This is a genomic window from Variovorax sp. GW460-12-1-14-LB1, from assembly GCF_059423605.1.
The window spans coordinates 1-12,580 of sequence record NZ_JBWKYF010000023.1 but is presented as its reverse complement, the minus strand read 5'-3'; the positions used below and the strand labels follow the sequence as shown (position 1 = coordinate 12,580).

Below are 12,580 nucleotides of genomic sequence, written 5' to 3'. Positions count from 1 at the left end.
CCACCGCCCCATGGACACGAGCTCCCTCTACGACCTCACGCCGATCGCCTGGATGATGGGCGCCGGCGTGCTGCTCGCGCTCGGCCCGCTGGTCTGGGTGTGGCGCCGCAACGCCGGCTCCGGCCCCGCGCGGCGGCTGCACGCGCTGACCGTGCTCACGCTGTTCCTCACCTTCGACCTCACGCTGTTCGGCGCCTTCACGCGGCTCACCGATTCGGGCCTGGGCTGCCCCGACTGGCCCGGCTGCTACGGCAACGCCAGCCCGGCCGGCGCGCGCCACGAGATCGCCATGGCGCAGGCGGCCCAGCCGACCGGCCCGGTGACGCACAGCAAGGCCTGGATCGAGATGGTCCACCGCTACCTCGCGACCGGCGTCGGGGTGCTGATCCTCACGCTGGCCGGCGCCACCTGGATCGTGCGCCGCCGCCAGCGGCGCCAGCCTGCGCCGCCGGTCGACAGCGCGCACCACCATGTCGTGCTCAGCGCCTGGTGGCCCGCGGCCACGCTGGTCTGGGTCTGCCTGCAGGGCGCCTTCGGCGCCATGACCGTCACCTGGAAGCTGTTCCCCGCCATCGTCACGATGCACCTGATGGGCGCCATCGTGCTGCTCGCGCTGCTGTGCATCCAGGCGGTGCGCTACCGCCAGGTGGCGGCGCAGCGCCTGCCCACGGCCGTGTCGCCGGCCCTGCGTAACGGGCTGATCGCCACGGCGGTGCTGCTGGTGCTGCAGATCGCGCTCGGTGGCTGGGTCAGCACCAACTACGCGGTGCTGGCCTGCACGCAGTTCCCGACCTGCCAGGACAGCTGGTGGCCGCCGATGAACTTCGCGCAGGGCTTCGAGATCTGGCGCCATCTCGGCGTGACCGGCGACGGCCAGCCGCTCGACTTTTCCGCCCTCACCGCCATCCACTACGTGCACCGCCTCATGGCGTATGCCGTGTTCGTGGCGCTCGGCCTGCTGGCCTGGCGCCTGCGCCGCCTCGAGGCGCTGCGCCCGCAGGCCCGCTGGCTGCTCGGGCTGGCGCTGCTGCAGCTGGCCACGGGCCTGGGCAACGTGCTGCTCGGCTGGCCGCTGGCCGCCGCCGTGCTCCACACGGGCGGTGCCGCGGCGCTGGCCGTGGTCCTGACCTGGGCGCTGTGCGAGAGCCGGCGCGAAAGCGCCGCCGCTGCACCGATTCCGCGCGCCGTCGACAATGCGCGCGGCACCCCCCAACCGAAGAAAGCCACCGCGTGAGCACCCCGATTCCTGTTCAGCACGCCAGCACCGCCAACGTGCTGCGCCAGTTCTACGCGCTCACCAAGCCGCGCGTGGTGCAGCTGATCGTGTTCTGCGCGCTCATCGGCATGGTGCTGGCCGTGCCCGGCCTGCCGTCGTGGGCCGATGTGCAGCGCGGCGTGCTGGCTTGCATCGGTATCTGGCTGGTGGCCGGCGCGGCAGCGGCGTTCAACTGCCTGGTCGAGAAGGGCATCGACGCCAAGATGAAGCGCACCGCCTGGCGCCCCACGGCGCGCGGGCAGCTCAGCGACATGCAGGCGCTGGTGTTCTCGGCGCTGTTGTGCGCGGCGGGCTCGGCGCTGCTGTGGTTCACGGTCAACCCGCTGACCATGTGGCTCACGTTTGCCACCTTCGTCGGCTACGCGGTGATCTACACCGTCATCCTGAAGCCGCTGACGCCGCAGAACATCGTGATCGGCGGCGCCTCGGGCGCCATGCCGCCGGTGCTGGGCTGGGCCGCCATGACGGGCGACGTCGGCCCCGAGGCGCTGATCCTGTTCCTGATCATCTTCCTGTGGACCCCGCCGCACTTCTGGGCGCTGGCGCTGTACCGCGTCGAGGACTACCGCAAGGCCGGCCTGCCGATGCTGCCCGTGACGCACGGCAACGAGTTCACGCGGCTGCAGGTGCTGCTGTACACCTTCATCCTGTTCGCCGCCTGCCTGATGCCCTTCATCTACGGCATGAGCGGCTGGCTCTATCTCGTGGTCGCCATCGGCGTGAGCATCGGCTTCACCGGCTATGCCTTCGCGCTGTGGCGTAACTACTCCGACACGCTGGCGCGCAAGACCTTCCGGTTTTCGCTCATCCACCTGAGCGTGCTGTTCGCGGCGCTGCTCGTCGACCATTACCTCCGCTGACCGGACCTGACCTGCCCATGAACAAGCGCAATGCCCTGAAATCGATCGCCGCCACGGCCGGCTGGGTGGCCGCCTCGGCCACGTTGGGCCTGGGCCTTTCGGCCTGTAGCGAGCAGCCGAAGCAGAGCTTCCAGGCGGTCGACATCACGGGCGCCGACTACGCCAAAGACTTCTCGCTCACCGACGCCGACGGCAAGGTGCGCACGCTGGCCGACTTCAAGGGCAAGGCGGTCGTGCTGTTCTTCGGCTACGTGCAGTGCCCCGACGTCTGCCCGACCACCATGACCGAGATGGCGCAGGTCAAGCAGCAGCTCGGCGCCGACGGCAGCAAGCTGCAGGTGCTGTTCGTCACCGTCGATCCGGCGCGCGACACCCCCGAGGTGCTCAAGGCCTACATGGGCGCCTTCGACCCGAGCTTCGTGGCGCTCATTCCCACGCCCGAGCAGCTGGCCGCCGTCGCGAAAGACTTCAAGGTCTACTACAAGAAGGTCGACGGCAAGACGCCGACCAGCTACGCCATGGACCACTCGGCCGCCAGCTACATCTACGACCCGCAGGGCCGCCTGCGGCTCTACGCGCGCTACGGCGCGGGCGTGCCGGCGATGGTGTCGGACCTGAAGACGCTGCTCGCGTCCTGAGCCGGGCGCCCGGGGCATGGACGCCGCATCGGTCGCGCACCTGAAGTCGCGCAAGGGCGCGTTCCGCATCGCGCTCATCCCGCCCGAGGTGCTGGGCGCGCTGAACGGCGGGCTGCTCGAGACCGTCAACCTCAACGAATTCCTCGCGCTCGAACTGCCGCTGCTCGCGCGCAGCGTGGCGGGCCATGTCGGCCTCGACGCGGCGCACGAACGGCTGGACGACACGCTCGCCATGCTGGCCGCCTTCAAGCCCATGCAGCGCCACAGCCACATCGCGCGGGCGCTGTACGACATGACGGCCGAACACGCCGAACGCGATGCCGTGGCCTACCGGCTGGCCACGCACGCGAGCGACGTGGCGCGCTGCTGGGCGGTGCAGTGGATCACGCTGTCGGGCCTGCCGCTGGCGGCCCAGCTCGACGCCGTGCGCCGCTTTGCCGCCGACCCGCATTTCGGCGTGCGCGAGTTCGCCTGGATGGCGGTGCGTGACAGCGTCATCGATTCGCTCGACGAGGCGCTGGCGCTGCTGCAGCCCTGGGTGACCGATGCCGATCCGAACGTGCGCCGCTTCGCCAGCGAGCTCACGCGCCCGCGCGGCGTGTGGTGCGCGCAGATCGAGACGCTGAAGGCCGAGCCCTGGCTGGCGCTGCCGCTGCTGGAGCCGCTGCGCGCCGACGCGCATCGCTACGTGCAGAACTCGGTCGCCAACTGGCTCAACGACGCCAGCAAGACGCAGCCCGAGTGGGTCGAGACGCTGTGCACGCGCTGGGTGGCCGAATCGCCGGTCGCCGAGACCCGCTACATCGCGAAGCGGGCGTTGCGCACGCTGACCAAGTCGACGCCCTGAAGCGCCCCCGAACGAAAAAAAGCCCGGCACTGCCGGGCTTTTTCGTGGAGGAGGGCGGTCGTGACGCTTACGCGTACTCGGCCAGCGCCTTCTTCATCTTCTTCATCGCCGCCACTTCGATCTGGCGGATGCGTTCGGCGCTCACGCCGTACACCGCGGCCAGGTCGTGCAGCGTCATGCCGCCCGAGCCGTCGTCGTTCACCTTGAGCCAGCGCTCTTCGACGATGCGGCGGCTGCGGTCGTCCAGCACCTCCAGGGCGGTGGCGATGCCGTCGCTCGACAGGCGGTCGCGCTGCTGCGATTCGAGCAGGGCGGTCGGTTCCTGCGTGGCGTCGGCCAGGTAGGCGATGGGGCCGAAGCCTTCGTCGCCGTCATCGGACGGACCCGGATCGAGCAGCACGTCGCCGCCCGACAGGCGGGTTTCCATCTCGAGCACTTCCTCGGGCTTCACGTTCAGGCGCGTGGCCATCTGCGAGACCTCGTCGGGGCTCAGCGTCTCGCGGTGCGTGCCGTTGTCGGCCGCGGCCGAGTCGGCCTTGAAACCCTGCTTCATCGAGCGCAGATTGAAGAACAGCTTGCGCTGGGCCTTGGTCGTCGCGACCTTGACCATGCGCCAGTTCTTCAGGATGTATTCGTGGATCTCGGCCTTGATCCAGTGCATGGCGTAGCTCACCAGCCGCACGCCCTGGTCGGGGTCGAAACGCTTCACGGCCTTCATGAGACCGACGTTGCCTTCCTGGATCAGGTCGCCGTGCGGCAGCCCGTAGCCCAGGTACTGGCGGGAAATGGACACGACCAGGCGCAGGTGCGACAGGATCAGCGCACCGGCGGCTTCGAGGTCGTTCTGGTCGCGCAACTTGCGTGCGAAGCCCTGCTCTTCTTCGAGCGTGAGCAGCGGCAGGCGGTTGGCGGCCGAAATGTAGGCATCCAGGTTGCCCAGCGGGGGGACCATCGACCAGGGGTTGGCGACGGCCAGCTGGTTGGCAGAGACTCCAGACAGCGTTGTCATCAGGGGAAACTCCTTTGTGTTGGCCATATTAGCACTCGGTTAGAGGGAGTGCTAAGCCAAGGGTTCCCTTGGGTTTCTATCGTTGCGATAGCTTTTGCCGCGATTTGTTGGGTATTTGTATGCCGTTTGGCGTTTTTCAAGTCCTGGACGCCTGCCCCAGCAGCCAGTCCTGGAACGCCAGGATGCGCGGGTCCCGGGCGCTGCCTTCCGGGTAGACGAGGTGGTAGGCGTAGCCCGCTGCCATGGGCACGCCGATGTCGAACAGCCGCACCAGCCGGCCCTGGGCGAGGTCGGCGCCGATCATGTCCAGGTCGGCCAGGCCGACCATGCCGCTCTCGGTGACGGCGCGCACCACGTCGCTCGAGTCGGCGAAGCCGATGCAGTGGCTGTCGTCGAAGCCCTCGATGCCCGCCGCGGCCATCCACATCGGCCAGTTGGGCCAGACCATGCCGTCGGTCTTCCAGTCGACGTAGCACAGCGTGTGCTGGAGCAGGTCGCGCGGCGTTGCCAGCGGGGGCCCGCTGGCGAGCAGCCTGGGGCTGCAGACCGGCACGATGACGGTGTCGAACAGCCGCTGCGCGCGCGTGCCCGGGTTTTTGCCGGTGCCGAAGCGGATCGCTACGTCGATGTCGTCGGCGTCGAAATCCCGCAGCGCGTCGGAAATATCGAAACCCAGTTCCAGCCCCGGGTTCGCGGCGCGGAACTGCGGCAGCCGGGGCAGCAGCCAGTTGGTCGCGAAGCGGGCGCTGGTCGACAGCCGCAGCGTCGCCGCCCCGCGCGCCATGCGCCGGGCGCGGCCGGCGGCGCGGCGCAGGGTGTCGAGCGCGTCGGCGGTGGCCTCGAACCACACGGCGCCGGCCGGCGTGAGGCGGATGCTGCGGCTGGTGCGCGTGAACAGCACCACGCCCAGCTGGTCCTCGATCTCCTTGATCTGGTGGCTCACGGCCGCCGGTGTCAGCCCGACTTCCTCGGCGGCCCGGGTGAAGTTCAGGTGCCGCCCGGCGGCCTCGAAGGTGCGCAGGGCACGGGTGCCGGGGAGCAGTCTGGGGTGCATCGATCTTCAAATGGTTTTTGATGATTTTCCAAAAACTATTCGTTTCTCCTAGGAAAGTCAACGCGGGATAGTTCAAGAACTTGATGATCCATCCCCTCCAGGAGCAACGAAACCATGTCCGCCAGCGTCCCTTCTTCTTTCTTTGTCGTGCAGCGCAACGGCCAGCCGTTGCCCGCCGCGGACCTGGCGTCGCTCGCCTTCGCCGGCCACGCCCACTTCACGGCCATGCAGGTGCGCGGCGGCCGGGTGCAGGGCCTCGACCTCCACCTGGCACGGCTGCGCTTCGCCTCGCAGACCCTGTTCGGCCAGGCGCTGCCCGACGACACGGTGCGCGCCCACCTGCGGGCGGCGCTTGCGGCCGGCCCAGCCGACCTGTCGCTGACCGCCACCGTCTACTCCCCGGCCGGCGAGTTCACCGCGGCCGACGCAGTGCCCGAGATGCTGATCCGCACCGGCCCGCCTTCCAACGGCCCCGCCGGCCCGCTGACCCTGGCCGCGATCGAGCACGAGCGCTTCCTGCCGGCCGTGAAGCACGTCGGCGAAGGCGCCAAGACCCAGCTGCTGCGCCAGGCCGTCGCGCAGGGCTTCGACGACGCGGCCTTTCTCGACCGGCACGGCCGGCTCGGCGAAGCATCGATCTGGAACCTGGCCTTCTGGGACGGCGAGGCGGTGGTGTGGCCCGAGGCCGAGATCCTCGTGGGCACCACCATGGGCATCGTGCGCCGGCAGCTCGAAGGGCTCGGTGTCCCGCAGCGCAGCCAGGTACTGGGGATGGCCGACCTGCCTGCGCTGGCCGGCGCCGTGGTCATGAACTCGTGGACGCCGGGCGTGGCGGTGCACCGCATCGGCGACGTGGTGTTGCCGGCAGCGTCGGCTTTCGTGGAACTGCTGCACCGGGCCTATGAGGCCGAACCGCTCATGTCGCCCTGAAGGAACCCTCGCGCGCGGACGCTGCGCGCCAGATCACCCACCGACTACCAGCGGATGCCGAGCTTGACGAACAGCTTGGACAGCACGAACAGCGGGCCAACCCAGAGGTACTGGATGTCCTCGAAGAACGACGGCTTCTTGCCTTCCATCTTGTGGCCGACGAACTGGAAGATCCACGCCACCACGAAGATCGCCGCCGACACCGGCGCCACCGCGGTGCCCATTGCATGCACCGCCACCAGCGCCAGCACCGTGAGCGCGAGCATCGTGACGAGGAAGGCCGGCGAGCGCAGCAGGGCGTAGTACACGAGGCTGGCCGCCACGAAGGCGTAGGCCACCCACGGATGGATCGCGAACAGCAGCCCGACGATGCTCAGCATGATGGCGGGAATGGCCACGAAGTGGATCCGCTCGTTGGTCGGATGGCGGTGGCTCTCCTCGTAGTGGGCGAGCAGGCGGTCGACCTTGCGCTCGCTGGTGGCGAGCGGGGCGGCGGCAGTGTGGGTCATGGCAGGTCTCCGGGGCGCCGTGCGTTGCGGCAAGACGTCCATGGTGCCCACGGCGCCGCGCCGTGGCAAGTGGCGCCAGCCCGGGTCAGGGCGCCATGACTTAGGGCACTGTCGCGCGGGGCTTGCGCCGCTAAGATCAAATCCGTGGCCTCTTTCGACTCCCCCTCCGCACCCCTGCCGCCCACCACCGACATCGGTGTGCCCGCCGGCGTGTCCGGCGCGATCCTGGTGGTGGACGACCACGACCTGCTGCGCCTGGGCGTGAGCGCACTGGTGCAGGCCCAGGCCGCCACCTCGGGCGCGCGCATCTCGGTGTTCGAGGCCGGCAACATCGCCGACGCGCTCGCGCTCTACGCGGCGAACGAGGCGGCCATCGGCCTCGTGCTGCTCGACCTCGCGCTGCCCGACACGCACGGGCTCAGCGGCCTGGCCGAGTTCCGGCTGCGCTTTCCGGCGGCGCGCGTCGTCGTGCTCTCGGGCACCGCCAACAGCACGCTGGCGCAGGGCGCGCTCGCGCTCGGTGCCAGCGCCTTCCTGCCCAAGTCCGCCGACCTGAAGGAGATGGTGGGCTTCATCCGCGCCTGCGGCCTGTTCGAGGCCGACGGCACGCCGCAGCAGCCGCTGCCGCCCGCGTCGTTGCCCAAGTCGCTGTCGGGGTACGCGGAGTTCGCGCACGCCAGCGCCTGGCAGGAGCTCACGCCGCGCCAGATGCAGGTGCTGCAGTGGGTGCTGGAAGGCAAGGCGAACAAGGAGATCGCGCAACTGGCCAACCTGAGCGAGGGCACGGTGAAGAACCATGTCTCGACCATCCTGCTGCTGTTCGGCATGCGCTCGCGCGCCCAGCTGATCAGCATGCTGCGTTGAGCGGCGCCACGCTGGCGGGCCGCGGCGACGCCGCCGCCGGCCAGCTGCTGGGCCAGCGCGTGCTGCGCGAGCACGTCGGCTCGGTCTACGACACCTACGGCATCTCCACGCTGACCCACCTGGGCTTCGTGATCGTGTTCGGCTGCATCATCTATTCGCAGCTCAGCGATGCGCGCCTGCTGTTCTGGATGGCGGCGCTGGTGGCGGTCGACATCTACGTGTTCTTCACGCCGCGCTGGACGCCCGACAAGCCGGCCTCCGAGAGCCCGTACTGGGCGCGCAAGATCTCGCGCATGGTCACGCTGGTCAGCATGATCACGGCGGTGGTGCCCTGGTTCATCGTGCCGCACGAGAACCTGCCCATGACCTCGCTGCTGATGGCCGTGATCGTCGGCAGCTGCGCGCGCGCCGCGCAGTCGCTGTGGCCGCTCAAGCCCGCGCTGTTCGGCTACACACTGCCCATGTCGCTGGGCATGATCATCGCGCTGGCCTGGCAGGGCGACGGCCTGCACCTGTTCCTGGCCGCGGCGGGCTCGGCCTACCTCATGCTCACGCTGCACGCCGGCGTGCGCCAGCACCGGCTGCTGACCGACTCGCTCATGCTGCGTTTCGAGAACGAGGCGCTGGCCGCGCGTCTGGGCGAGCAGATCGCCGCCACCGAGCGCGCCAGCGAAGAAAAGACCCGCTTCCTCGGCGCCGCCAGCCACGACCTGCGCCAGCCGCTGCACGCCATCGCGCTGTTCGGCGCCGCGCTCGAGAACGAACTGCGCGGGCGCCCCGAGAGCCGCAACGCGGAGCGCCTGATGCGCGCCGTGAACGCGCTGGGCGCGTCGCTCGACACCATGCTCGACGTGTCCCGGCTCGACGCCGGCGTCATCACGCCGTCGCCGCAGCCGGTGGAGCTCGACGCGCTGTTCCTGCCGCTCAACCACACCTTCTCGGCGCAGGCGGAGCAGAAGGAGCTGCAGCTGCGCGTGCGCGCCAGCGGCCTGTGGGTGCGCAGCGATCCGCAGCTGCTGCACCGCATGCTGTCCAACCTGATGGACAACGCCCTCAAGTACACCGTGCAGGGCGGCGTGACCGTGACGGCGCGCGACCGCGGCGACACCGTGTGGATCGAGGTGCGCGACACCGGCATCGGCATCGCGCCCGAGCAGTCGCATCGCATCTTCGAAGAGTTCTACCAGATCGATAACCCGGGCCGCGACCGCGCGCGCGGGCTGGGCATCGGCCTGTCGATCGTGCGTCGCCTGTCGCGCCTGCTGGGCCATCCGGTGCAGATGCATTCGCGCCCGGGCCGCGGCACGCACTTCCGTGTCGTGTTGCCGACCGTGCCGCCGCAGGTCAGTGCGCTCGTGGGACCGTTCCCGGCCGGCAGCGCCGAACTGTCCGTGCGCCGCCGCGCCGCCACGCTGCCCGGTCGCGTGCTGCTGATGGACGACGAACTCGAAATCCGCGAGGCCATGACCGGCCTGCTGCGCTCCCACGCGATCGATGCGCACGCCGTCGCCGACGAAGCCGCCGCGGCCGATGCACTGCACCAGGCCCGCGCCGAGGGTCGGCCCTTCGGCCTGCTGATGTGCGACTACCGCCTGGTCGACGGTGTCGACGGCCTGGACGCCGGCCTGCGCCTGAGCCGGCATGCCGGCGCCGAACTGCCGCTGCTGCTCATCACCGGCGAGACCTCGCCCGACCGCCTGCAGCGCGTGCGCGAGTCGGGCGTGCCGGTGCTGTTCAAGCCCGTGGCGCCCGATGCGCTGCTGCAGGCCATGGCAGGGCTCGCAGCGGCACCGTAGCGTCTCGCACACAGCTTGCGATCGAAAGTGAATACGTTGTAGTTCATTGCGTGCCGATCGATTCGGATAGGCACACATGCAATGACTTTTGGCACTGCCGGGAACACTGGCCCCGTCGTAATTTCGGGTTTCCACGGCGTCGACGGACTGCGGTCCGCGTTGCCCCCGAACAAGAATCGACAAGGGAGTGACCATGAATTTCAAACCTGCTGCAGTGGCCGCCGCGACGGCCGCGCTGCTGGCCCTGACGGCGTGCGGAGGTGGAGGCAGCGGCGGTGGTGGTGGTGGTGGCTTCGTGTTGCCGCCGCCGGCCCCGCCGCCCGCACCGGCACCAGCCCCGGCGCCTGCACCCACACCAGCGCCGGCCCCCGCACCCGCGCCGAATCCGGGCGCGACCACTTTCCTGTACGAGGGCCTGCCGGCTGCGACCGCCACGTCGGCCTTCTTCGACAGCCTCGCTGCACAGGGCGCGCGCGGGTTCCGTTTCCTGAGCGGTTTCTCTTTCATGGCCAGCCCGACCACTGTCGATCAGGTCGATGGTTTCGTGAAGACCGTCGATGCGACCTACAGCTACGAGAAGAAGCCGCAGGCCACGTCCAACGCGGACCTGCTGAACCAGCTGAATGAAGCCGGTGCGCGGGGCTTCCAATGGGCGGGCGAGTGGATCGTCGGTGGCGAGACCTTCTACTTCTACCGCAAGAGCAGCGCCGACACTGCCACCTACAGCTACCGTGTCGAGCTGGCGCCTAAGAGCAAGGCGGACTACCTGACACAGGCGAACACTCAGGGTGCGAGCGGTTTCTTCAACCGGACAGCCGAGTTCGGAACCGGAGATCCGGCGGGCATGGTCGCCGTCTATGAGAAAAGCTCGGTTGGCAACGCCACCTTCGCTTATGAAATGGGCGATCCCATCAACGACCACGCTGACTACCTTGCGCAGTTCAATGAGCGCGGCGCCCGTGGCTTCCGCTTTCGGGCGGAGCTGATCTTTGCGGGGGGCAACGGTGTGCTCTACGCCAAGGACCTGTCGCAGTCGACGACCTTCAACTTCTATTCGCTTGCACCAGCCACTAACACCACGGCCCTCATCCAGCAGGCGAACGCCGAAGGGGCCAAGAAGGCGGCGCTGCTCGGTCACCTGGCGCTGAGCACCGGCGAGCAGAAGGCCTACTACTTCACACCGACCAACTGCAACGCCAGCCCGGTGTGCGGTCCGACGTCACTGTTCGGTTTCTGATTTCCGAAGAGGCACACACGCAGGGGGAAATACAAAGGGAGAAAAAAGAAAGACAGGGAGCTGACGGTCCCCGGCGCGAGTCGGGGACCGTTTTTTTTGACCGAAGCGAAAGGCGGCGAAAGCGCCGGTCAGCCCAGCAGCGCCTGCGCGAACTCGCGGGCGTTGAAGGTCTCGAGGTCCTCGAGCTTTTCGCCCACGCCGATGAAGTACACCGGAATCGGCCGCTCGCGCGCGATGGCGCACAGCACGCCGCCCTTGGCGGTGCCGTCGAGCTTGGTGACGATCAGGCCCGTGAGGCCCAGCGTCTCGTCGAAGGCCTTGACCTGTGCCAGCGCGTTCTGGCCGGTGTTGCCGTCGATCACCAGCAGCACTTCGTGCGGCGCGGTGGCGTCGGCCTTGGTGACGACGCGCTTGATCTTCTTGAGCTCGTCCATCAGGTGCAGCTGCGTCGGCAGGCGCCCGGCCGTGTCGACCAGCACCACGTCCTTGCCGCGCGCCTTGCCGGCGTTCACCGCGTCGAAGCTCACGGCCGACGGGTCGCCGCCTTCGTTGCTGACGATCTCGACGGTGTTGCGGTCGGCCCAGACCAGCAGCTGCTCGCGCGCCGCCGCCCGGAAGGTGTCGGCCGCGGCCAGCAGCACCGAGGCGCCTTCGGTGGCCAGGTGCTTGGTGAGCTTGCCGATGGAGGTGGTCTTGCCCGCGCCGTTGACGCCGGCCACCATGATCACGGTGGGCGTGTACTCGCCGATGACCAGCGGCTTCTCGAGCGGCTTGAGCAGGTCGGTGACGGCATCGGCCAGCAGGCGCTTGACCTGCGAGGCGTCGGTGGCCATCTGGCGCTTGACGCGCCCCTTCAGGTCGTCGAGCAGGAACTCGGTGGCCTTGACGCCGGTGTCGGCCATCAAGAGTGCCGATTCGAGTTCTTCATACAGCGCGTCGTCGATCTGCGCGTTGACGAACACGGCCTGGATGCCGGTGCCGGTCTTGCGCAGGCCGGTCTTGAGCTTGTCGAACCAGCTCTTGCGCTCGGTGGCGATGGGGCCCGGTTCGGCGACGACGGCGACAGGCGCGGGAGGCGGTGCGGGCACGGGCGCCGGAGGAGGCGGCGGTGGCGCAATGACAGGAGCGGGTGCAGGAAAGGGGGCGGGCGCGGGCGCAGGGATCGGCGCTGGTGCAGCGACCGGAGCTGGCGCGGGCGCCGGCGCCACCACGGGCGCGGCCGGTGCCGGCTCGGGGGCCGGCGCAGGTGCGGGTGCAGGTGAGGGAGCAGGCGCTTCCGCCGCCGGCTTCGACCCGAACCAGCTCGACGGCGAGAACACCGAGCGTGCCGGTGCGGGTTCCGCGGCCGGGGGCGGCGCGGGTTCGGCGGTCGGCGGCGGGGCCGGTGTCACCGGGGCATCGGCAGGTGGTTTTTTCTTGAAGAAACTGAACATCGGGAGCTTTTTACAATCCGACCCATTCTATGAAACACCTCTCGCCACGCCGCGCTGCGTCTGGTGCGGTGCTGGCCCTGGCGCTTTCGGCGCTGTGGACCGTGCCCGCGCAGGCCCAGTCCACCCC

Annotated in this window: 12 protein-coding genes; 8 read left to right on the top strand and 4 right to left on the bottom strand. The window is 69.2% G+C overall.

Annotated features, from left to right (window positions below; genetic code table 11):
* Positions 1-10 precede the first annotated feature (10 nt).
* From AC07Y4_RS14030 to AC07Y4_RS14015, 4 genes are read left to right on the top strand one after another with little or no spacing between them, the layout of a single operon-like run.
* Entirely contained in the window at positions 11-1,234 is a 1,224-nt protein-coding gene (locus AC07Y4_RS14030; RefSeq protein WP_447746934.1) for a COX15/CtaA family protein, read from the top strand.
* Positions 1,231-2,136 (top strand): heme o synthase, encoded by a 906-nt coding sequence (gene cyoE, locus AC07Y4_RS14025; protein ID WP_159272988.1) that lies wholly within the window; start codon positions 1,231-1,233, stop codon positions 2,134-2,136. Before AC07Y4_RS14030 ends, cyoE begins: the two co-directional genes overlap by 4 nt.
* A 17-nt stretch (positions 2,137-2,153) precedes the next feature.
* Entirely contained in the window at positions 2,154-2,774 is a 621-nt protein-coding gene (locus AC07Y4_RS14020) for an SCO family protein (RefSeq protein WP_095950891.1), read from the top strand.
* Positions 2,775-2,790: 16 nt separating this feature from the next.
* Positions 2,791-3,621 carry a DNA alkylation repair protein gene (locus AC07Y4_RS14015; protein ID WP_495274723.1) on the top strand — a complete coding sequence of 277 codons (831 nt, stop codon included), beginning with the start codon at positions 2,791-2,793 and terminating at the stop codon, positions 3,619-3,621.
* Between the two features lie 67 nt (positions 3,622-3,688).
* Here the strand turns inward: AC07Y4_RS14015 and rpoH are convergent, their stop codons facing one another.
* Both rpoH and AC07Y4_RS14005 read right to left on the bottom strand, forming a co-directional pair.
* A complete protein-coding gene (gene rpoH / locus AC07Y4_RS14010; RefSeq protein ID WP_495274722.1) occupies positions 3,689-4,630 on the bottom strand; it encodes an RNA polymerase sigma factor RpoH in 942 nt (313 codons plus the stop codon).
* Between the two features lie 136 nt (positions 4,631-4,766).
* Positions 4,767-5,684: a LysR substrate-binding domain-containing protein gene (locus AC07Y4_RS14005; protein ID WP_495274721.1), complete on the bottom strand. Its 918-nt coding sequence runs from the start codon at positions 5,682-5,684 to the stop codon at positions 4,767-4,769.
* 114 nt (positions 5,685-5,798) lie between these two features.
* Here AC07Y4_RS14005 and AC07Y4_RS14000 point away from each other — a divergent pair, with 114 nt between their 5' ends.
* Positions 5,799-6,614 carry an aminotransferase class IV family protein gene (locus tag AC07Y4_RS14000; protein WP_495274720.1) on the top strand — a complete coding sequence of 272 codons (816 nt, stop codon included), beginning with the start codon at positions 5,799-5,801 and terminating at the stop codon, positions 6,612-6,614.
* Between the two features lie 44 nt (positions 6,615-6,658).
* Here AC07Y4_RS14000 and AC07Y4_RS13995 read toward each other — a convergent pair whose 3' ends face one another.
* Entirely contained in the window at positions 6,659-7,123 is a 465-nt protein-coding gene (locus tag AC07Y4_RS13995) for an Mpo1 family 2-hydroxy fatty acid dioxygenase (protein WP_495274719.1), read from the bottom strand.
* A 144-nt stretch (positions 7,124-7,267) separates the two neighbouring features.
* Between AC07Y4_RS13995 and AC07Y4_RS13990 the strand changes: the two genes are divergently transcribed.
* The 3 genes from AC07Y4_RS13990 to AC07Y4_RS13980 all read left to right on the top strand — a co-directional run bounded on the left by AC07Y4_RS13990 (position 7,268) and on the right by AC07Y4_RS13980 (position 11,020).
* Entirely contained in the window at positions 7,268-7,987 is a 720-nt protein-coding gene (locus tag AC07Y4_RS13990) for a response regulator transcription factor (RefSeq protein ID WP_095746686.1), read from the top strand.
* On the top strand, positions 7,984-9,783 hold the full coding sequence (locus AC07Y4_RS13985; protein ID WP_495266687.1) for a hybrid sensor histidine kinase/response regulator: 1,800 nt from the start codon (positions 7,984-7,986) through the stop codon (positions 9,781-9,783). Before AC07Y4_RS13990 ends, AC07Y4_RS13985 begins: the two co-directional genes overlap by 4 nt.
* 193 nt (positions 9,784-9,976) lie before the next feature.
* Complete coding sequence (locus AC07Y4_RS13980) at positions 9,977-11,020, top strand: hypothetical protein (protein WP_495274718.1); 1,044 nt, start codon at positions 9,977-9,979, stop codon at positions 11,018-11,020.
* A 128-nt stretch (positions 11,021-11,148) separates the two neighbouring features.
* On the opposite strand, the gene ftsY is transcribed toward AC07Y4_RS13980, so the two are convergent.
* Positions 11,149-12,453: a signal recognition particle-docking protein FtsY gene (ftsY, locus tag AC07Y4_RS13975; RefSeq protein WP_495274717.1), complete on the bottom strand. Its 1,305-nt coding sequence runs from the start codon at positions 12,451-12,453 to the stop codon at positions 11,149-11,151.
* Positions 12,454-12,580: the final 127 nt, after the last annotated feature.

Excerpts from the sequence above, each read along its gene's own strand:
- AC07Y4_RS14030 (WP_447746934.1), top strand. The coding sequence starts at position 11 with ATGGACACGAGCTCCCTCTACGACCTCACGCCGATCGCCTGGATGATG.
- AC07Y4_RS14020 (WP_095950891.1), top strand. The coding sequence starts at position 2,154 with ATGAACAAGCGCAATGCCCTGAAATCGATCGCCGCCACGGCCGGCTGG.
- AC07Y4_RS14015 (WP_495274723.1), top strand. The coding sequence starts at position 2,791 with ATGGACGCCGCATCGGTCGCGCACCTGAAGTCGCGCAAGGGCGCGTTC.
- rpoH (WP_495274722.1), bottom strand. The coding sequence starts at position 4,630 with ATGACAACGCTGTCTGGAGTCTCTGCCAACCAGCTGGCCGTCGCCAAC.
- AC07Y4_RS14005 (WP_495274721.1), bottom strand. The coding sequence starts at position 5,684 with ATGCACCCCAGACTGCTCCCCGGCACCCGTGCCCTGCGCACCTTCGAG.
- AC07Y4_RS14000 (WP_495274720.1), top strand. The coding sequence starts at position 5,799 with ATGTCCGCCAGCGTCCCTTCTTCTTTCTTTGTCGTGCAGCGCAACGGC.
- AC07Y4_RS13995 (WP_495274719.1), bottom strand. The coding sequence starts at position 7,123 with ATGACCCACACTGCCGCCGCCCCGCTCGCCACCAGCGAGCGCAAGGTC.
- AC07Y4_RS13980 (WP_495274718.1), top strand. The coding sequence starts at position 9,977 with ATGAATTTCAAACCTGCTGCAGTGGCCGCCGCGACGGCCGCGCTGCTG.
- ftsY (WP_495274717.1), bottom strand. The coding sequence starts at position 12,453 with ATGTTCAGTTTCTTCAAGAAAAAACCACCTGCCGATGCCCCGGTGACA.